This window comes from Sphingobacterium kitahiroshimense (assembly GCF_025961315.1).
In the GTDB taxonomy this organism is placed as follows: Bacteria; Bacteroidota; Bacteroidia; order Sphingobacteriales; family Sphingobacteriaceae; genus Sphingobacterium; species Sphingobacterium anhuiense.
The window spans coordinates 2,727,394-2,747,360 of record NZ_JAOQNK010000001.1; the positions used below are offsets into that span (position 1 = coordinate 2,727,394).

Annotated in this window: 16 protein-coding genes and 1 tRNA gene; 9 read left to right on the forward strand and 8 right to left on the reverse strand. The window is 35.3% G+C overall.

Annotation, left to right across the window (positions count from 1 at the left end):
• Position 1: 1 nt before the first annotated feature.
• From M2265_RS12200 to mraZ, 3 genes are read right to left on the reverse strand one after another with little or no spacing between them, the layout of a single operon-like run.
• Complete coding sequence (locus tag M2265_RS12200; protein WP_021189603.1) at positions 2–412, reverse strand: FtsL-like putative cell division protein; 411 nt, start codon at positions 410–412, stop codon at positions 2–4.
• Positions 413–432: 20 nt separating this feature from the next.
• Positions 433–1,347 carry a 16S rRNA (cytosine(1402)-N(4))-methyltransferase RsmH gene (rsmH, locus tag M2265_RS12205; protein WP_132772135.1) on the reverse strand — a complete coding sequence of 305 codons (915 nt, stop codon included), beginning with the start codon at positions 1,345–1,347 and terminating at the stop codon, positions 433–435.
• Positions 1,340–1,813, reverse strand: a complete 474-nt coding sequence (gene mraZ / locus M2265_RS12210; protein WP_031288067.1) for a division/cell wall cluster transcriptional repressor MraZ — start codon at positions 1,811–1,813, stop codon at positions 1,340–1,342. Before mraZ ends, rsmH begins: the two co-directional genes overlap by 8 nt.
• A gap of 519 nt (positions 1,814–2,332) precedes the next feature.
• On the opposite strand from mraZ, the gene aspS reads away from it, so the two are divergent.
• The 3 genes from aspS to M2265_RS12225 all read left to right on the forward strand — a co-directional run bounded on the left by aspS (position 2,333) and on the right by M2265_RS12225 (position 6,786).
• Positions 2,333–4,087: an aspartate--tRNA ligase gene (aspS, locus tag M2265_RS12215; RefSeq protein WP_132772134.1), complete on the forward strand. Its 1,755-nt coding sequence runs from the start codon at positions 2,333–2,335 to the stop codon at positions 4,085–4,087.
• 93 nt (positions 4,088–4,180) lie between these two features.
• On the forward strand, positions 4,181–5,569 hold the full coding sequence (locus M2265_RS12220; protein WP_132772133.1) for a LutB/LldF family L-lactate oxidation iron-sulfur protein: 1,389 nt from the start codon (positions 4,181–4,183) through the stop codon (positions 5,567–5,569).
• Between the two features lie 80 nt (positions 5,570–5,649).
• Positions 5,650–6,786: an acyltransferase gene (locus M2265_RS12225; protein WP_132772132.1), complete on the forward strand. Its 1,137-nt coding sequence runs from the start codon at positions 5,650–5,652 to the stop codon at positions 6,784–6,786.
• A gap of 69 nt (positions 6,787–6,855) precedes the next feature.
• On the opposite strand, the gene M2265_RS12230 is transcribed toward M2265_RS12225, so the two are convergent.
• Together M2265_RS12230 and M2265_RS12235 are read right to left on the reverse strand one after the other, a co-directional pair.
• Positions 6,856–7,365, reverse strand: a complete 510-nt coding sequence (locus M2265_RS12230; protein ID WP_132772131.1) for a hypothetical protein — start codon at positions 7,363–7,365, stop codon at positions 6,856–6,858.
• Between the two features lie 147 nt (positions 7,366–7,512).
• Positions 7,513–8,409: an energy transducer TonB gene (locus M2265_RS12235; RefSeq protein ID WP_132772130.1), complete on the reverse strand. Its 897-nt coding sequence runs from the start codon at positions 8,407–8,409 to the stop codon at positions 7,513–7,515.
• A 195-nt stretch (positions 8,410–8,604) separates the two neighbouring features.
• On the opposite strand from M2265_RS12235, the gene M2265_RS12240 reads away from it, so the two are divergent.
• Complete coding sequence (locus M2265_RS12240; RefSeq protein ID WP_132772129.1) at positions 8,605–9,390, forward strand: hypothetical protein; 786 nt, start codon at positions 8,605–8,607, stop codon at positions 9,388–9,390.
• A gap of 57 nt (positions 9,391–9,447) precedes the next feature.
• On the opposite strand, the gene tsaD is transcribed toward M2265_RS12240, so the two are convergent.
• Entirely contained in the window at positions 9,448–10,449 is a 1,002-nt protein-coding gene (gene tsaD / locus M2265_RS12245) for a tRNA (adenosine(37)-N6)-threonylcarbamoyltransferase complex transferase subunit TsaD (RefSeq protein ID WP_132772128.1), read from the reverse strand.
• 83 nt (positions 10,450–10,532) lie between these two features.
• Here tsaD and M2265_RS12250 point away from each other — a divergent pair, with 83 nt between their 5' ends.
• The gene (locus M2265_RS12250) at positions 10,533–14,852 is read left to right on the forward strand and encodes a translocation/assembly module TamB domain-containing protein (RefSeq protein WP_165905966.1); all 4,320 of its coding nucleotides are present in this window, start codon (positions 10,533–10,535) and stop codon (positions 14,850–14,852) included.
• A gap of 222 nt (positions 14,853–15,074) precedes the next feature.
• Here M2265_RS12250 and M2265_RS12255 read toward each other — a convergent pair whose 3' ends face one another.
• Together M2265_RS12255 and M2265_RS12260 are read right to left on the reverse strand one after the other, a co-directional pair.
• Complete coding sequence (locus tag M2265_RS12255) at positions 15,075–16,400, reverse strand: trigger factor (RefSeq protein WP_132772126.1); 1,326 nt, start codon at positions 16,398–16,400, stop codon at positions 15,075–15,077.
• A 77-nt stretch (positions 16,401–16,477) separates the two neighbouring features.
• A tRNA-Leu gene (locus M2265_RS12260) sits at positions 16,478–16,559 on the reverse strand.
• A gap of 158 nt (positions 16,560–16,717) precedes the next feature.
• Here M2265_RS12260 and M2265_RS12265 point away from each other — a divergent pair.
• From M2265_RS12265 to creD, 4 genes are read left to right on the forward strand one after another with little or no spacing between them, the layout of a single operon-like run.
• The gene (locus M2265_RS12265) at positions 16,718–17,335 is read left to right on the forward strand and encodes a hypothetical protein (RefSeq protein WP_132772125.1); all 618 of its coding nucleotides are present in this window, start codon (positions 16,718–16,720) and stop codon (positions 17,333–17,335) included.
• Complete coding sequence (locus tag M2265_RS12270) at positions 17,335–17,637, forward strand: winged helix-turn-helix domain-containing protein (protein WP_021189616.1); 303 nt, start codon at positions 17,335–17,337, stop codon at positions 17,635–17,637. Before M2265_RS12265 ends, M2265_RS12270 begins: the two co-directional genes overlap by 1 nt.
• Positions 17,638–17,687: 50 nt before the next feature.
• Positions 17,688–18,191 (forward strand): Coq4 family protein, encoded by a 504-nt coding sequence (locus tag M2265_RS12275; RefSeq protein ID WP_132772124.1) that lies wholly within the window; start codon positions 17,688–17,690, stop codon positions 18,189–18,191.
• 10 nt (positions 18,192–18,201) lie between these two features.
• Positions 18,202–19,644 (forward strand): cell envelope integrity protein CreD, encoded by a 1,443-nt coding sequence (creD, locus tag M2265_RS12280; protein ID WP_132772123.1) that lies wholly within the window; start codon positions 18,202–18,204, stop codon positions 19,642–19,644.
• Positions 19,645–19,967: the final 323 nt, after the last annotated feature.

Consider the following 19,967-nt stretch of genomic DNA (forward strand, 5'->3'; position numbering starts at 1 on the left):
CCTACTTCTTTTTTTCTTTTACAATTTCAATCTTGATCGGTGGCTCTACCCGCTCTTTCAAACCTAAAGAATCTACACGTTTCGCAATTTCAGTTTGAGTGGACATTTTCATGAGTTCTGCTGAAAGTGATTTATGATCCCAGCTTAACTCTTTAACTTCCTTTCCCAGCTTATCAATATTACGAATCGTACGCTCCGCAAAATGCCTATTTGTAATATAAAGCAACATGAGCAGTGTTACAAAACCAATAAATGGCAGATAATTGACGATGGAATATATAGACAAATTACCAGCAGTAAGTAGCGTCCGCAGAAACTTCTGGGTCTCCTCGGCTTTTTCCTCAACTGCTTCCTGTAGTTCCTCTTGAAGCTCCTCGCTTAATCCCTGCTGTTTTATTGTATTCTTGCCCATCTCGACACTTTATTAAAGCATTAAGCTATCTCCAACTTTTCAGCAATACGCAGTTTCGCACTACGCGATCTATTATTTTCAACCAGTTCTGTATCATTAGCAGTAATTGCTTTACGACTGATAACATGAAATGGTTTTATTTCATTCCCAAAAAAGTCCTTCTCTACATCACCTCTAAACTTGCCCTTAGCCATAAAATTCTTAACCAAGCGATCTTCTAAAGAATGATAAGACATGACCACAAGACGTCCTTCTGATTTTAAAACATCGACCGTCTGTAATAAAAACTCCTGCAGAGCTTCTAACTCTTTATTAACTTCAATACGCAAAGCCTGAAAAACCTGCGCATGATATTTATGCTCTTTCCCTCTAGGCACTAACTTCTTGATCGCTTCCTTTAATTCCGCAACCGTATTAATAGGAGCAGTCAAACGAGCTGTCACAATTGTCTTTGCCAATGTTTTTGCATTAACGATCTCCCCGTACATTCCGAAAATACGATGAAGATCCTCCTCAGCGTAAGTCGCTAATACTGCACGAGCGTCAACATCAGAAATCTGATCCATACGCATATCCAGATCCGCATCAAAACGAATAGAGAAGCCACGGTCAGCGGCATCAAACTGATGAGACGAAACTCCCAAATCAGCTAAAATACCATCCACCTGCTTCACCCCGTTCAAACGAAGATTGTTTTTTAAGAAACGAAAATTTTGATGGATCAAGGTAAATCTAGCATCATCAATTACATTATTTAATGCATCTGGATCCTGATCAAAAGCAAATAACCTGCCCTCAGGTCCCAAGTGTTTCAAAATTTCTTTTGAGTGCCCTCCGCCACCAAAAGTAACATCCACATAAATACCATTTGGCTTAATCGCCAAAGCATCCATGCACTCTTTTAACATTACTGGTACGTGATAAACATTATCCATTCGCTAATCCTCCTAAATCAAAACCTCCCATAACCTGCTCGGCCAAAGCTGAAAAATCCTCTCCAAGATCTCCATTCATAAACTCTTCATATCCGTCTTTGGACCAAACTTCAATTTTATTAACCTGGCAAGCCAAAACAACTTCACCTGTGATACCTGAATAATCTAGCAAACCCTTTGGCAACAAAACACGACCAGCAGCATCCAAACTTAGCTCTGTTGCACCACGTGTAAAATTTCGGATAAACATCCTATTTTTTTCAACGTACTGATTCAACTGAGCTAACCGAGCTGTAATCGCATTCCACTCCTCGCGCGTATAGATCACCAAATGTTTTTCAAATCCACGATTGATCACAAGTCCCTCACGCTCAACATCAGGCAATTGCCTTTTGAGCGCAGCGGGCAACACCATTCTTCCTTTGGTGTCCAACTTGCATTCATATTCGCCAATTAAAAAACTCATTTTGTACACATTGGTTTCAAATTCAATGTAAAAGTATACACTTTCACCCACTTTTACCCACTTTTACCCACAAAAAAGTTTTCCACATAGCCCGACCGCTACATTTAATTGAAAATTACTTGAGGAAAAAGCAGGCAAAAAGCTAAATATCAGCGCATAAATACAGTTTTTATACCGTTTCAAAAAACGGTATAACACGAAAAAAAAGACCTCAAAAATCACTTTTATTTTCGTCAAACTGGACTGAAACTACGTCAAAAAACATATTTTTTACACAAAATGACTCAAAAATGGGAGAATGTGGGATAAAAAAACAGTTAAATAAAAACATTAAAATTCATCCTTAAAATACACCAACTAGTTTCAAAATTCACCAATTCTAAGAATGAAAAATTTAATTTACCATGGAAATAATAGCAGCTTCCAAAAGTGTAATGGAGTTTCTTTCAAAAAACAAAATTGCCATTCGTTATTCTCCCTAAAAACAGATAATTTTGTAGTAAAATTAAAATTTAGCGTATGCATAGAACAAACACGTGCGGAGAATTAACAATAGCTGACTTAGGTAAAACAGTAACACTTAGCGGTTGGGTTCAAAAATCTCGCGATTTAGGCGGAATGACTTTCATAGATGTAAGAGATCGCTATGGCATTACACAATTAACTTTTAATTCGGATGACGACGATTCTTTACGCGCTAGCGCACGTGAACTAGGCCGTGAATATGTGATTAAAGTAACTGGAACAGTTATCGAACGTTCGAGTAAAAATCTAAAAATTCCAACTGGAGAAATTGAAATCAAAGTTTCTTCTTTAGAAATATTAAATTCGGCGAAAACGCCACCATTTACCATCGAAGATGAAACCGACGGCGGGGAAGACATCAGAATGAAATTCAGATACTTAGACTTACGTCGTAACCCAGTTCGTGAAAACTTAATTTTACGTCACAAAACAGCTCAGGAAGTTCGTCGTTTTCTTGACGAGCAAAACTTTTTAGAAGTTGAAACCCCTGTATTGATCAAATCAACACCGGAAGGTGCTCGTGATTTTGTTGTTCCCTCTCGTATGAATGCAGGAGAATTCTATGCCTTACCACAATCGCCACAAACATTCAAGCAATTATTGATGGTATCTGGTTTCGACCGGTATTTTCAAATTGTAAAATGTTTCCGCGACGAGGATCTACGTGCAGACCGTCAACCCGAATTTACACAGATTGACTGCGAAATGTCATTCGTAGAGCAAGAAGATGTTTTAAATATATTTGAAGGTTTAGCAAATCATATTTTCAAAAAAATCAAGAATATTGATTTGGGAGAAGTACCTCGTATGACGTACGCCGATGCGATGCGTTTATACGGTTCTGATAAACCAGATATCCGATTCGGTATGCAATTCGTAGAATTAAATGAAGTTGCAAAAGATAAAGGCTTCCCTGTGTTTGATGCAGCTGAATTAGTAGTTGGTATTAACGCAGAAAATTGTGCATACTATACTCGTAAACAGCTCGATGCATTGACCGATTTTGTAAAACGTCCTCAAGTTGGTGCAACAGGTCTTGTATATGCGCGCTACAATGAAGACGGTACGGTAAAATCTTCCGTTGACAAGTTTTATACACCTGAGCAATTATTAGAATTTGCAAAATTATTTAATGCTAAACCTGGTGACTTATTCCTAATCATGGCCGGTCCAAAGGATAAAGTACGTAAACAATTAAATGAACTTCGTCTTGAAGTGGCCAATCAATTGGGTCTTCGTGATAAAAACAAATTTGCACCACTTTGGGTACTTGATTTTCCACTATTAGAGTGGGATGAAGAATCTGAACGTTACCATGCGATGCACCATCCTTTTACTTCTCCAAAACCGGAGGATATTGCATTATTGGATACTAATCCTGGTGAAGTTAGAGCAAATGCGTACGATTTTGTACTCAACGGTACTGAAGTAGGTGGTGGTTCGATTCGTATCCACGATCGTGAATTGCAATCTTTGATGTTCAAACATTTAGGGTTCACACCCGAAGAGGCACAAAAACAATTTGGTTTCTTAATGGAAGCATTTACTTACGGTGCTCCTCCGCATGGTGGATTAGCATTTGGATTTGATCGTTTAGTTGCATTATTAGCTGGAATAGACTCTATTCGTGACGTCATTGCTTTCCCTAAAAACAATTCAGGAAGAGATGTGATGATCGATGCTCCTTCAACTATCCATCAGGATCAATTGAACGAATTGAGCTTAAATTTGAATTTAAAACTTAAATAATTTGATCGCATCATGCGATAAATAATTTATAAGCGTTATCTTTAAAAGTTGGTAATTTATTACCAACTTTTTTTGTAAAATTAAAAGAATTAGATGTCAGTAAGCTCTGCAGATAAATTTTTAAAAGAAAGTGCGACAAAATCTTTCGACAGTAAACATCGCGATATTATTAACTATAATATCGACAAGTATACTATTGCTTTCGAAAAAGGGAAGAGTAAATTTGTAAATCTGGAGAACTCCCGTTTAGAAGCCAATCTAACAAAATGGAGAGCTATTGAAAATTTAGATAAATATCTACTCGAATTTGAAAGCAAATTTATAGCACGAGGAGGTAAAGTAATCTGGGCCAATAACGCAGAAGAAGCGCGTCAGGAAATCTGGAAGATCATGGAACGAAATAATGCAAAAACTGTTATCAAATCCAAATCCATGGCTTCTGAAGAAATTGAACTCAATCATTTTCTAGAAAATAAAGGAATAGAGGCATTAGAAAGTGATCTCGGTGAATTTATAATTCAATTATTGGATCAAAAACCTTACCACATCGTTACACCGGCGATGCATTTAAGTCTTGCAGATATAGCGCAATTATTCAACGAAAGATTTGGCACTCCGCTCGAAGCAACAGCTGAAGAATTGACAATGAAAGCACGTGAACTTTTACGTGAAAAATATAAAACTGCTGATATCGGTATTTCCGGAGCAAACTTTTTAATAGCAGACACCGGTAGTATTGCCATTACAGAAAATGAAGGAAATGCCCGTCTAACAACAGCTTTCCCAAAAATTCACATTGCTATTGTAGGTATTGAAAAAATATTACCATCGATCAATGACCTTGATTTATTCTGGCCTTTGCTTGCCACTCATGGAACAGGTCAAAATTTAACAGTTTATAATACACTACTGAGCGGCCCAAGACAAGCTTATGAATCTGATGGTCCAGAAGAGATGTATGTCGTCTTACTGGATAATGGACGAACCAATCTATTAGCGCAAAAAGAGCAGCGTCAGGGCCTTTATTGTATCCGATGCGGAGCATGTCTGAATGTATGCCCTATCTATCAAAATATTGGTGGACACACTTATGAAACGACTTATCAAGGTCCAATCGGTTCATTGATATCCCCACACCTCAGTGGCATGAAAGAGTTTAAACACTTAAGCTATGCTTCATCTCTTTGCGGTAAATGTACAGAAGTATGTCCGGTTGGTATCGATATTCAACGTATGCTGTTGCTAAACCGTAGAGATTCCGTAGCAGAGGATCTATCACCAGCAATCGAGAAAAAAGCATGGAAAGGATTTACTTACTTAATACAAAGGAGAAAGCTGATCGATTTATTCGGCGGAAAGATCAAGAACTTCTTTATTAGTAAATTTTTCAAAAAAACATGGGGAAATAATCGACAATTACCAAAAATCGCAGACAAATCATTTTCCAAACAGTGGAAAGAGCAACAAAAAAATAAAGATTAACAAGATTGTAGCAATTGATTTGAAATCAATTGCTATTTTTTTTCCTAGCTTAGCTCCATCAATAAAAACCTAATTTATTTATGGATTTACAAACAAAAAGAACTTACATTCCCTGGATTGATTTTTTAAGAATCTTCGCTTGCTTTTTAGTCGTACTCTGCCATAGCTGCGATGCATTTGTCGCTTCTTTTGATAATAGCTTTTCTTTTCATACAGCAGTATTCATAGGAAGTCTTGTGCGACCATGCGTTCCTTTATTTGCCATGATGTCCGGTATTTTATTATTTCCGATTAAGACCGACCTCGCTACATTTTATAAAAAACGTATCGGGCGCATCATTATTCCATTATTATTTTGGTCCATTGCACTTCCAGTAGCATTTGCATTATACGCCTATTTTATTCAAAAAAGCCCAAATGGGTTGATTTCAATTGAAAAATACACTGTAGAAGGAACTATGACGAAAATAATTACCTCAATTTTTAATTTCAATTACGATACAACACCCCTTTGGTACATTTACATGCTCATTGGCATTTATTTAATCATACCCATATTTGGTTCATGGTTAGATCGCGCTTCGAAAAAAGACATACAGATCTTTTTAGGCTTTTGGATTGTAACCTTAGTTTTGCCCTACATTAAAATGGCTGCTCCACTATTAGGTTACAACGACAACTACGGCAATACGGGTATTTGGGGAGTCTGTACCTGGAATGAGTTTGGAACTTTTTATTATTTTTCTGGTTTTATCGGCTACATCATTCTCGCCTATTATTTAGTAAAATTCCCTTTAAATTGGTCTTGGAACAAAACATTATCAATCGCTGTTCCGCTCTTTTTGATCGGATTTGTTATAACTTTTTCAGGTTTCCTAATTACACAAAAATATTTTCCTGCCAACTATGCTAATTTAGAGATCGTGTGGTATTTCTGCTCCATAAACGTCGCGATGATGACTTTTTCAGTATTTATAATTTTTCAAAGATTGAAGGTGCGTGAATCAAAAGCATTAAAAGATTGGTCTCTTGCAACATTTGGGATATTCCTTTCTCACTTTATAATTGTACAGGGTATTTCAGACTTGTTTTTTAAAATTCCATATCTACCTGCTGGTCTAAAAATAATTCTCATCGCCGTTATTAGTTTTGTCTTAAGTTACCTAGTGACTAAGCTATTTTACACCAATTCCATAACAAGAAGATTTGTTAAATAAAAAAAGGTCCGCTCTTACGAACGGACCTTTTTGACCAAAAACCAATTAAAACCAAACCATTAAAACAGACTAACTATTTTTTTCGGTTATATCTTTTTTTACCTCTATACTATTTTTTTCACCTTTATTATTTCTGTCCAAACGATCACGACGCATTGGACGATCTTCAGATTTACGCATGCGGTGCTGTTTATGATTTTCAGCGAATGACTCTTTATACAGTTTTTGTTGATCAGGATTTAGATTTTTCATCAACTTTTCACGTTGAGCCATACGATCCTTCTTCATCTGTTCCATGGCAGCTTTACGATCGGCAAAGTTCTTTTTATCCTTTTTCGCTTGATCCAATTGCAATGAATAGATTTCCTTACGCTGCTTATCCGTAAATTTTAATTTTTGATCCATACGATCCGTACGCAATTGTGCTATTTCTTCTGCTGATTTTTTATCTAACTTAAATTCTCGTTTTCCAGAACGGTGACCATCATGGTTTACGTTTTCTTTAATATTAGCTTTTTCTTGTGCAAAACCCGCAAACATTGCTCCAGATAGCAACAAACTTAACATTAACTTTTTCATGATATTTTCTATTTAATACTATTAACAACTTTGTCTACTCCGTTTTTAATTGATGAGTTTACAGACATTTGTTAATAAGATGTTGAAAACTACCTAAAGTTTAAATCGTCCACTGTTAAATAAAGTTAAACCCTAATAGTAATTTATTTATTGAGAGACTGTATTTAACCGAATAGGCAATGTATAGGCTACCCGAACCGGACGACCGTTTTGAACTCCTGGTTTCCATTTTTTTGCTTTGACAAGCAATTCAACAGCAGCTTTCCCTGTTCCATGGGAAACATCACGCTTTACATGGATATCTGTTAATGTACCGTCTTTCTCTATTACAAATGAAACCTCAACAATTCCACTGACACCTTGTTGTAAAGCGGCTTCAGGATACTGATAATTTTCGCCCACCCATTTCATAAAAGCTTCCATCCCACCCTGCGGTCTGGGCTGAATTTCTATATGCTCAAACCCAACAATAGCATCTGGATCTCCATGTAATGCACCATCTTTGTTCGTGCCGGTTATTCCACCATCCCGTTTTACTGTACCAAACTCACCTCTTGCAATAGATGTTCCATTAGGATTTGCCTTCAAACTCAAGCGTCCCGCCAATTTATTGGTTTTGTTTAGTTCATCTTGCGTCACCACATCTTCTTTTACCATACTTTGAGGAGCAACTTTAGGTTCAACGAAACGAATTACCTCCTCCTTTGGTAAATCTATAGCAACCTGTTGTGGTGCTTCTTTTTCAATAGGAATAGGTTCTACAATTTTGTCTTCCTCCTCTTTTTCCTTCTGTTCAACCTGGGGAGCTAAATCGACAACTGTTATTCGTTCTTTTATAATTGGCGCTTCTGATTTGAAATATGTTTTGTATATGCTACTACTTAGCACGATTAAAGCAACTGCACTTAAAACAATTACGACCGACCAGTTCGTTGCCCTATTCGATAAATTACGCAATTCAAAAGCGCCATAAGATTGGTTACGTCCTGCAAAAACAACCTCTAACCATTCCGATTTGTAAATATTCAATTTGGAGTTTAGCATAGCTTTAAAAATTAAGTTTACATTTTAACATATGATGCACCGTAATTAAAATTCCATAAAAGAAAATTTTTCATTTATAAAATTTCCCGTATTTTTAAACCATAGAGAACAAATCAATCCATAAAATAGAAAATGGTTAAAAACTTTACAACATTCTTATCGACCATCATAGCTTCTTCATTATTAATAAGTTGCATGAACGAAAAACCAAAACAAATCAAGCAAGAAAAAAAAGAAAGCAATCTCAAAACAGACAAGGCTGAAGCCTTTGTAGGTTTTGCTTTTTTAAATGAAAAAAAAGATTCTTTAGTTAGTTTGGCTGTTGAAGACGAAAAAATTAAACCTGAGGTGGCAACACATGCTATTATTGAAAACAAAATCACTTCTATTGATTTTTCAGGTACTAAATCTGAAAGTGAATCCTCTAATGGTCGACAAACAAGCAACAATTTCTCGAATAATGGTGGTACTTTTTTCAGTATAAAGGAGCAAATAAAAGAGGGTGATTTTGCTTTAATAGTGAATCAAAAATTCATTGATCAAAATCAAATTCTACCATTCAAGAAGATGGACAAAGCGACAGATGAACAGATAAAGTTAAAAATAGCGAAGCAGTATAATCGAAAGATCTCCCAAAGTTCAATAGTAGCAGAACTTAATAATAAAGCTCAGATTAATATAACATTATTTGAGGTTAAAAATGATTCAGCACTTGCTGTACTATCTTATCTGCATGATGATCAGCTGATCACGTTAGATTTTCCTGCAAAATATGATGAAATGAGTACTTGGCGAGTAGATGACGGCGGCGTATTTGATTTTGAAAATCTACAAGTATTATCTATTTTTCAATCCGATAAATCCATCAAAATAGCAACCGCATTTTGGGGAGCAGAGGGTTATAATCTCAATTTTTACAAATCAGTAGATGGAGTTTTTAAAAACATTGCTGAAGCATACGGTTATAGTGCCCCATTGTAGAAACAAAAAAAGACTAGTTAAACAACTAGTCTTTTTTTTATGATCGGGATCCATGTACTACATAGGCATACGTGCCAGTGGACCGACATCCTGTCCGACAAAATCTTTAATTAAATATTTTTGATATCCCGCTATTGCAATCATAGCCGCATTATCAGTACAGTACTCAAACTTCGGAATAAATACATTCCATTTATACCGTTCTCCCATTGCTAGCAATTCTCTTCTTAAACCTGAATTTGCCGAAACTCCACCAGCAATTGCAATATCTTTTACTCCAGTTTCTTTGGCTGCCTTTTTAAGTTTATTGAGCAATATCGATACGATACGCGATTGAACTGAAGCGCAAACATCATCCATATGATTTTTCAAAAAATCGGGATCCGCTTTTTCCTCCTTTTGCACCATATAAAGAATGGCCGTCTTCAAACCCGAAAAACTAAAATCTAAACCTTGTATTTGCGGTTCAGGAAGTTTATAGGCATCTGGGTTACCATTTTGTGCATGTTTATCGATTAACGGCCCGCCCGGGTATGGTAAATTCAGAATTTTTGCTGTTTTGTCAAACGCCTCGCCGGCGGCATCATCTAATGTCTGCCCTAAAATTTCCATTTCGAAATAATCTTTCACCAACACAATTTGTGTATGTCCCCCAGATACAGTAAGACATAAAAACGGGAAAGTAGGTTTAGGATCTTCAATAAAATGCGCTAATATATGAGCCTGCATGTGATTGACATCTATCAAGGGGATATTACGAGCAAGAGCAAAAGACTTTGCAAATGAAGTTCCAACCAACAATGCGCCTAATAATCCCGGACCACGTGTAAAAGCTACTGCATCTATTTGATTTTTATGTATTTTTGCAATGCGAATGGCTTCTTCTACTGTAGGAATAATATTTTGTTGATGCGCACGCGATGCTAGTTCGGGTACAACACCCCCATACTTAGCATGAATCGCCTGAGTAGCAATAACATTAGAAAATATTTCACCGTCGATACAAATTGAAGCAGATGTTTCATCGCAAGATGATTCAATACCTAAAATAACAGCCATAGCTTTGGGGTAATTAATAATTGTACAAAAGTATCAAAAAAATAATTAAAATAGCACTGATTACACTGGCTAGCATACTCGTTTTGCTAGGAGTATTGCTACTATCGTTACAATTAGAGCCCGTTCAGAATTTTATTGCCAAGCGAGCAGTTTCTTACCTCTCCAAAGAATTAAATACAAAAATCGCTCTAAAAAAAATATATTTTAAACCCTTTCGTTCTTTGGTTCTAGAAGGGTTTGAATTATACAGTCCAAATGGTGATACGATTTTGATAGCTGAAAAGCTAAATGCATCGGTAGATCTAAATCAATACTGGGATGACAAAAAAATTGTTATCAATAAACTTACACTAGAAAATACCACAGCTTATTATCAGGCTTATAAAGACAGCTCAAACATTCAGTTTTTATTGCAGTACTTTACTCCACCAAAGAAAAAGGAAAAGAAAGTCAGTAAAAATTTAAATTTCGATTTAAAACAACTGAAATTAATAAATAATCAGTTTCGCTATCTTGATCATACCAAGAAACATTATGCGAAAGTTGTGGATTTTGGCGACCTAGACATTAAACAATTAAATGCCGACTTTCGAAATATAAAACTTACGGACAAATCCATACAAGTTGACATTAAGAAATTAAATCTTCGAGAAAAAAAGGGATTGGAGGTTAAAGGATTAGTTGCAAAAGCATTTGTGAGCAACAAGAGAATTCAATTGGATAAGCTTTTATTGATCACGAATAAATCAACGATAAAAGACTTTGTCAAATTAGAGTTTAATAGTTTTGATGACTTTTCTGATTTTAACAATCGGGTGAATGTAAGCCTAAGAATCAAAAATTCTATTTTAAATTCAGAAGATATTGCCTTCTTTTCTTCATCAATGCACCGGGTCAAATTTGATTTAAAAATAAAGCAGGCCACAGCGCAAGGTAGCGTAAATCATATTGATGCAAAAAATATACAGATTGAAGCGGAAAAAGCAACTAAATTAAAAGGCAACGTTAAAATAATTGGCTTACCAGATATTGATCAAACAGATTTTAAATTAACAGACCTATCATTACAATCAACCTACGCTGACCTGCAGGTTATTCTTCCAAAACTGAGCAATAACAAGAATTTTAAACTGCCAGAAATTGTAAAAATATTAAATACAGTTTCGTACCAGGGAGATTTACATGGGCTTTATAATAATTTTCATATTGATGGAGAATTAAAAACAGAGTTAGGAGCGCTTAGTACCAAGTCATCTTTAAACTTTCAAAATGAAACACAATTTTCGGGTCTTTATGAATCAAAATCTTTTGACATAGGAAGATTTTTGAACAATAGTTTTTTAAAAACAACTGGGTTTAGCCTCAATTTAAAAGGTAAAGGAAGTTCATCAAAAACACTTTCAATAGATTTAGATGGTAATTTAGAAAATTTTAATTTCAGAAATTATACCTATCAACAGATTCCAATATCGGGAATTATAGCTGAAGAAAAATTTAAAGGATCTGGTTCCATTAAAGACCCAAATGCAAGTATAGACTTTCAAACAGATGTGGACTGGTCAGATACCTCCGTTCTGTACAATCTAGTAGCAGGTATTCATGAAACCAATTTATATGCACTTCATCTTTCACAACAAGATAGTATAATTGTTCACAACACAACGATAGAAACTAATTTAAAAGGATCAAACATCAATAACCTTGTCGGCGATCTGAAAGCAAACAACATCAATTTCAGCACAAAAAAAGGTACATTTGATATCAAAGAAGTTGTATTCCAAGCCTCCGGAGATGAAATCAACCGATTACTGACGGTATCTTCTGATGTTGTTATCGCCTCGCTTATTGGACAGATTGATCTAAAAACAATTGTTCCTTATTTTAAAATGCTTGCCATGCGCTATGCACCTGCGATTGGTTTTGAAACAGAGCTGTACAATAATCAAAACTTTGAACTGGACCTTCAAATCAAATCATTTGAACCCATCGCTACCTTCTTTAAAAAGGAAATCAGCCTCGATAGCGGAGCAACTATGCACGCTAAATTTTCAAGCGAGGAAAACGCTGCACAATTCAATTTATATAGTCCCATTTTCAAATATAGTGGCATAAAGATTTCTAACCTTATTGTAGATCAGATCTCTAATACAGAATCCATGTCTGTATCAGCTTCAGCAGACCGTATAAATCTCACTGATAGCACCTATATTAAAAATGTAAATATTGCTAACATTCTTTCCAATGATAGTTTACGTTTCAATATAAAACTATCCGAACTAGATGCTAGTAATAACCTTGATCTTAATGGTGTTATTCGTTTTGCTCACCAGAAGCCTGCATTTATCAGTTTTGATCCATCAACTATTATTATTAATAAAAACCAATGGTCACTTACCCAGGGTTCAGAACTTAAAGTTTCCAAAGGGAAATGGTTCTTGCAAGATTTGACGTTACAGCATGATGAACAAAAAGTACTGCTCAATGGGATATTGTCTAATGCTGAAAGCGACCAATTGAATATCTTATTCAAAGATTTTAATCTAAGTTCTTTAAATGGTATTACAAAACCACTTGGCATTACTATGTCAGGCGCAATGAATGGTAATCTTGAAATCAATTCCCTTTTTAAGTCCCCATATTTTATTGCTAACCTACAGACAAATCCGATCCTTTATAATCAACTTCCAATCGGTCAGCTTAGCTTAAAGGCAAATTACGACCAAAATGCCAATATTGTCCATTTAGACAGTAAAATCGATGATGGGAACAAAAGCATTACACTTGCCGGCACCTATAATATCAAAGAGGAGGAGGATAAAATAAATCTCAAGGCTTCCCTAAAGAATACTGATCTTATCCTTTTCCAACCTTTTTTGAAATCATTAGTTTCAAATCTCCAAGGAAGAGTCCATGGTGAGCTTGATATCAAAGGAAATATCGACAAGCCAAAAATAAGTGGAAATGCTAATTTCACCGATGCATCATTTATCATCAATTATTTAAGGACTCCCTACCATCTTACTGATAAAGCCATTATAGTATCAAATGGTATTTTCCTCAACAATTTTAAAATTCTTGATCCTAAAAACAGTGAAGCCCTTGTCAATGGTATGGTCGATCTAAATAAGCTTTCCGATCCGACTATTGATGTTAAGGTAAGAGCGAATAATTTTTTAACGCTCAACACTACGCTTAAGGACAACAATCTTTATTATGGAACAGCATATGCCAGTGGTGATTTCAACTTCAAAGGTCTAACCTCAGCTATCAATATCGATATCAAAGCTAAGTCGGAAGATAATACAGTTATTAACATTCCCTTCAATAGTTCGATGACAATCAGTGATAACGATTTTATCTATTTCGTTTCTCCAGATAGCGCAACTACCTCCGAACAGATAAAAAGAAAAAGTTTTAACGGTATCACGATGAATATGGATCTTTCTTTAAGTCCAAATGCAGAAATGAATTTATATACTACTTTAGGTGGTGTTTCTGGACGTGGAACAGGAAATATCACAATGAATATCAGCTCTCTAGGTGACTTTGGAATGTTCGGCGATTATATCATCAGTTCTGGTAAATTCAATTTTAAAGCACAGGATTATCTGAATAAGATCTTCGATCTTAAAGAAGGAGGAACTATTCGCTGGGCTGGTAAACCCGCCGAAGCCAACATTAATTTGACTGCGATCTACCAACAAAGAACTTCCCTGTCCCCTCTTTATAATGCGGCAGGACAAACAGACAATCCGCAACGAATTCTTGCCCAAGCGGATATGAATCTAAAAGGTTTATTGAGTCAGCCCGAAATAAATTTTGATCTCAACTTTCCTCAGGATCCATATGTCAAAGATGAACTTCAAGGTTATCTTTCAGATGTTAACAACATCAATCAGCAAGCCCTCAGTTTAATCGTTCGCAGAAGCTTTACGCCAGGATCGCAGACTGATTTCGGTAAAGAAGTCAACAATACCTTATTATCTGCCGGAACTGAAATTGCTTTCAATCAATTAAATAATATCATTGCAGAATCTCTAAATATCAATTTTTTCGACATCAATATTAAAAGTTTAAATGATGCTTCAGCATCATTGAGACTTTTTAATGATCGTTTAATCTTGACGGGTGGAATCACAGATAACAGGAGCAACCAGCTGACGGATTTAAATGTATTTTCGGACCGTGTAACTACGGATGCAGAAGCCCTGTTTTATCTTCGTAAAGATGGTCGTTTACTTCTAAGAGGGTCTAACCGTCTAAATACACGGAATTTCCTTATCAATCCTAATGGTGAGGAATATGTGAGTGCCGTGGGTTTAGTATACCGTCAGGAGTTCAATTCCTTTTCAGAATTTCTATCGCGGATGTTTCCATTTGGAAAAAAGAAAAAAGCGAAATAGCAATAGCCCTTCAACAGCTTAATAATTTATTCAATTAAAAACAAATAGACCATCTTGGTGCAAACAACATGAAGGTCATATAAAAGCTCGTGTAATCATACTAAAACTTTCTTATCTAAGGCTCACTTCATATTATATCAAGCTTAGAAACCAGTAATTGCACCTAAAAAAAGCCTTTCCAAAATATGGAAAGGCTTTTTCTATGATTAGAAGTTGAATAGCTTACGCTAATTTTTCGAATGCACTATATTCGATCTCTTCTTTATTGATTTTAATTTGCTCTTTTAAGAATTCGAACACTTTAAGTGCTTTTGCTTCTTCGAACAAACGGTTTCCTTGCTCTCTATCTTGCAACATTTGAATTGCATATTGCGATAATTGCTCATCACTTGGCTCCTCATTGATGTTGTACATTTTGATCTGCGCATAAATACGCTCTTTTGCCAAATTGATTACTTCATCATATTTAACTTCAAGACCATTTTCAGTAACAACACGGTTCTCAATGATCGTCCATTTCAAGTTATTCAAGAAATCAGCAAAACCTTCGTTCAACTCTTCTTCAGAGATACTTGGGTTCGTTGCTTTTAACCATCTTTTCAAAAACTCTTCTGGAAAAGCTACATCAACTTTTTCCATACCGAAAGTATACATATCATTACGTAAACGTTGGTCAGAATTTTGTTTGAATAAGTTTTCAACTTCTTCTTTTACTTTTGTTCTGAATTCAGCTTCTTCAGTAACTTCGCCTTCAGCAAACAATTTATTGAAGAACTCCTGATTTAAATCAGACTCTTCTAAACGGTTGATATTTTTTACCGTTAACTCAAATTTAGTAACGTCCAAAGCTTCAACCTCCTCAGGAGTGATTCCTAAAATACGGGAGATATCTTCAGCATTGAATGCTTTTTTAATATCAATCTTAACCGTATCATCTTGTTTAAGACCTACTAAAGATTTTTTAATTTTTGCATCTTCGATAATATCAGTACGTACCGAAGTTGTTTTCTCAATACCGTCTTCTTTATCTTGTTTCAACGTAGCGTATAAAACATCACCTTCTTCAGAAACTTCAGGGTTAGTCATTTTACCATAGCTACGACGTAAATTTTTAATACGTGATTCTAAAGTTTCATCATCAGCCTTAATGTCATATTCTGTAAATTCAGCTTCTTTAGTGAAAGGATTTACAAATTCTGGAGCTAAACCAATTTCATACTTAAATTGGAAGTTATCTTTATAGTCCCAGTTATATGTAGCCGTTTCTTCAATAGGAAGAGGTTGACCTAAAACTTCTAATTTATTCTCGCCGATGTACGCTGTAATTTTATCATTAACAATTTTGTTTACTGTATCCAACAAAATTGATTTACCATAAGTACGTCTAATATGTGCTGCAGGCACTAAACCAGGGCGGAATCCAGGTAATTTAGCTTTTTTAGCTTGATCCTTGATTTCTTTGTCTACTTGTGGGTTATAATCTTCTGGCGCTAAATCAACTGTAATTACTGCGTTGATCGCGTCAACTTTTTCGTGTGAAATGTTCATACTCTTTCTAAACCGTTACGCATTATTTTGATAAAAAAAAATCCTCCCGATGATTTAATTTCGGGAGGACATTCAAGTGCGGAAGAAGGGACTCGAACCCCCACGTCTTGCGACGCCAGATCCTAAGTCTGGTGCGGCTACCAATTACGCCACTTCCGCATTAGGATTTCTTGTTGGCACAAAGATAGAAACGAAACGTATATGATGCAAGTCTTTTCTCAATAAATTTTCATTATTTTCTAATTTATATTTTATGGTAAAAAATAAATTTGCATAATTCATTCTTATTCATTTACTTTGAAAAACAAAGTACTTTTATGAAACAAGAAGATTTAGTAAAAGAAATAGCAAGTATTCGGAATTTAATGGAAAAATCTAGCAAATTTATTTCCATTAGCGGGATTTCCAGTGTTCTTATTGGTACATATGCACTACTAGGAGCAGCATATGCCTACTATGAAGTTTATGGCTTTGATAGTCAAATGGGTTATCGGGATCATTATGTCAATGAACCATTGATTATCATGAAACTTCTAACGACAGCTATTCTCGTTTTAATAGCCTCTATCTTTACGGGAGTCTTTATGGCCATAAAAAAAGCTAAAGCTAATCGCCAAAATATTTGGAATACCACAAGCCGGGCTTTATTTTTTGCAATGGCAGTTCCGCTTTGTACTGGAGGCCTATTTGCCATCATAGCTATCTTTAAAGAAAACTATGCGGTGGTATCCTCTATCCTATTGATTTTTTACGGTCTGGCACTTACAGCCGGTAGTCATTATACATTTAGTGAAATAAAAGGTCTTGGAATTTTAGAAATTGTACTAGGACTATTAGCTTTGCTTTTTCCAGGTAATGGAATTATTTTTTGGGCATTGGGATTTGGAGTTCTACATATCATATATGGAGTAATCGTTCATAAAAAATACGAATAGTGAATTTAGACTTAACACAGTATAATAAAGTATTTGAAAATAAAGTCCGCTTACAGATCATGAGCGTATTGATGGCTAATGACGAATATGATTTTAATTCATTAAAATCCATACTGGATGTCACTGATGGAAATCTGGCTTCTAATTTGAAAACATTGGAAAAGGAAAAATACATCGAAGTTTTTAAAACCTTTGTCGACAGAAAGCCAAATACACGATATAGAAGAACAACCGAAGGTGAAAGGGCTTTCGAAGAACATTTAAAGGCTCTTGAAAAATTGATCAAACAACAATACAAATAATTTTTTTATCCATTTACTTTGAATTTCAAAGTACTTTTAAAATAAAAAACATGAAAATACGATTAACCATAATGCTCGCTTTGTACAACTCCAGTCAAAAGATTTACACAGAGTTATTTAAACAAAATAAATCAGCTTGGAAAATCAGTAAAGAAGATTTTCTAAAATTCCCGAAAGACTCTTTAGGATATCATATAGGTATATTCTATCAAGAGAAAGGTTTTGATGTTATCCCAAAACTAGAGAATCACGATGTGTTTCATGTCATCACAGAGTGCGGCACAGAAATACAGGACGAAGTTGCTATGCAGTATCTATTACTTGGCAATGGAAAGATAAGTTTATACCAATTTGCCATGATTGGAATAGGGACCTGTATATATCCCGAATATCTAAAAACGTACTTCAGAGCATTAGCAAAAGGAAATTCTATGCAAAAATTCTATGATCTGGATTTTAAGGCATTATTGAAAATTCCTTTAGCTGAAATCAAAAACAGCTTATCTTTTAATTTAAAAACACACCTTAACCATCATAATTTAACAGCATTATAAATTTAAAATCATGGAAACAAATAAAACACCCCTCTTAGAACGTATTGGTTCATCTATTTTCGCCAAACTGAGTACCATTGTTGTACTGGTTCTATTACTGCTAATCCCATTATTCTGGGTGAAGGATCTTATTGAAGAAAGAAAAAATAGACAGTCAGAAGTAAGCAGTGAAATTGCATTTAAATGGGCTGGTCAACAGGTGATATCAGGCCCTATTATTGCCATCCCCTATCAGGTTGTAAAAGAAATTGTCACTACGGATAAGAATATCATCTCCACTAAGAATACCTACATAACGCAATACGTTTACCTAATGCCAAAATCATTGGACATTAATAGTACGATTTCACCAGAATCGCTTAAAAGAGGTATTTATAAAAGCGTCGTCTACAATGCCCAACTTGATTTAAAAGGTTCTTTTGATGCGATCGATTTTAACAAAATAGACTTGAGCGGTCAGGAACTAGAATGGAAAAATGCCAAAATACTAATTGGTTTAAGTGATCTTAAAGGGCTTGGAGCATCTCCAAGTTTGGTTTTCAATCAAACGAAAATTGACTTCGAACCTAATATGTCTGCTCTAAATCCTTTTGAGAATAACATGATTGCAGCCATCGATCTTACTCAAACAAAAACAACCTTAGGTAATTTTCAGATTAAATTTAATGTAAGAGGTTCGCAATCCATTAACTTCCTTCCATTGGCAAAACAGACTAAGATCCATACCCAGGGAAATTGGGCTAATCCAAGTTTTAACGGTGCCGTTTTAGCCGATGACCGAAATATAACAGGGAACAATTTTGAGGCAACCTGGAATATTCCAAGTTTCAACCGTAAATTTTCGCAACAATGGGTTGGTGATGCAGAGAAACTGTATGAAATTAAAAACAATTATGAAATCAGTAATGCCGTCAGTGAAGGATATAGCAGTACTGTCGAACCTACCACTACCACTGAGAGCAGTATAGCGACAGAAAAAGATATGATTCAAATCAACTTCTTAGAGGAAGTCAATAATTATCAAAAAACTACCCGTGTAGCCAAATATGGAATTTTGATTATTATTCTAACATTTGCGGCACTGTTCTTCACAGAAATTATAAAAAAACAACGCATACATCTTATACAGTATATGCTGATTGGTTTTGCTATGGTACTCTTTTACTCCCTGCTTCTTTCCATTAGTGAGCATCTCGGTTTCAACCTCGCTTACCTACTAGCCGCATTAGCTACTATTATTCTTATCGCTTCATTCATTAAATCTATTACCAATGATAGCAGGTCTGCACTTATCTTTTCTGGAATACTTTCCATTTTCTATAGTTTCATATTTATCTTAATGCAATTACGTGATTATTCACTGATAGTGGGTACAATAGGTATATTTATCATATTGGCAATTTTAATGCGCATATCCACAAAGATCAATTGGTATCAATACGATAAACGATGAGATTGGCAACAGAAGGTATCAAGATATATTTAACATATATCTTGATACTCCTTAAAAGAAAAGCAATATAATGAAATGGATTATTGTTTCTATTTCCATCTATAGCGGTCGGATAAACCTAATTGCTCATTTGCTGTCTATGACATGTGCATAGCGAGGCCATAGAAAGGGGCATCGTTGTGCACATGTATCATGGAAGTATAATCGACTTTGTGTGATTCTAGGCTCATCCTAGTGTCGCTCTTGTGTGCTTGCAGGCTATTTGTTGTGTATCGCTAGGGTGATTGTATAGTCAGTGTTGTATGCTTATAGATTCGTGCTTA

What these genes read in the sequence shown, in the direction of transcription:
- M2265_RS12275 (WP_132772124.1), top strand. Translation starts at nt 17,688, where the DNA reads ATGAAAATACGATTAACCATAATGCTCGCTTTGTACAACTCCAGTCAA.
- creD (WP_132772123.1), top strand. Translation starts at nt 18,202, where the DNA reads ATGGAAACAAATAAAACACCCCTCTTAGAACGTATTGGTTCATCTATT.
- M2265_RS12265 (WP_132772125.1), top strand. Translation starts at nt 16,718, where the DNA reads ATGAAACAAGAAGATTTAGTAAAAGAAATAGCAAGTATTCGGAATTTA.
- M2265_RS12235 (WP_132772130.1), bottom strand. Translation starts at nt 8,409, where the DNA reads ATGCTAAACTCCAAATTGAATATTTACAAATCGGAATGGTTAGAGGTT.
- M2265_RS12255 (WP_132772126.1), bottom strand. Translation starts at nt 16,400, where the DNA reads ATGAACATTTCACACGAAAAAGTTGACGCGATCAACGCAGTAATTACA.
- M2265_RS12220 (WP_132772133.1), top strand. Translation starts at nt 4,181, where the DNA reads ATGTCAGTAAGCTCTGCAGATAAATTTTTAAAAGAAAGTGCGACAAAA.
- M2265_RS12225 (WP_132772132.1), top strand. Translation starts at nt 5,650, where the DNA reads ATGGATTTACAAACAAAAAGAACTTACATTCCCTGGATTGATTTTTTA.
- mraZ (WP_031288067.1), bottom strand. Translation starts at nt 1,813, where the DNA reads ATGAGTTTTTTAATTGGCGAATATGAATGCAAGTTGGACACCAAAGGA.
- M2265_RS12240 (WP_132772129.1), top strand. Translation starts at nt 8,605, where the DNA reads ATGAACGAAAAACCAAAACAAATCAAGCAAGAAAAAAAAGAAAGCAAT.
- aspS (WP_132772134.1), top strand. Translation starts at nt 2,333, where the DNA reads ATGCATAGAACAAACACGTGCGGAGAATTAACAATAGCTGACTTAGGT.
- rsmH (WP_132772135.1), bottom strand. Translation starts at nt 1,347, where the DNA reads ATGGATAATGTTTATCACGTACCAGTAATGTTAAAAGAGTGCATGGAT.
- M2265_RS12230 (WP_132772131.1), bottom strand. Translation starts at nt 7,365, where the DNA reads ATGAAAAAGTTAATGTTAAGTTTGTTGCTATCTGGAGCAATGTTTGCG.
- M2265_RS12200 (WP_021189603.1), bottom strand. Translation starts at nt 412, where the DNA reads ATGGGCAAGAATACAATAAAACAGCAGGGATTAAGCGAGGAGCTTCAA.
- tsaD (WP_132772128.1), bottom strand. Translation starts at nt 10,449, where the DNA reads ATGGCTGTTATTTTAGGTATTGAATCATCTTGCGATGAAACATCTGCT.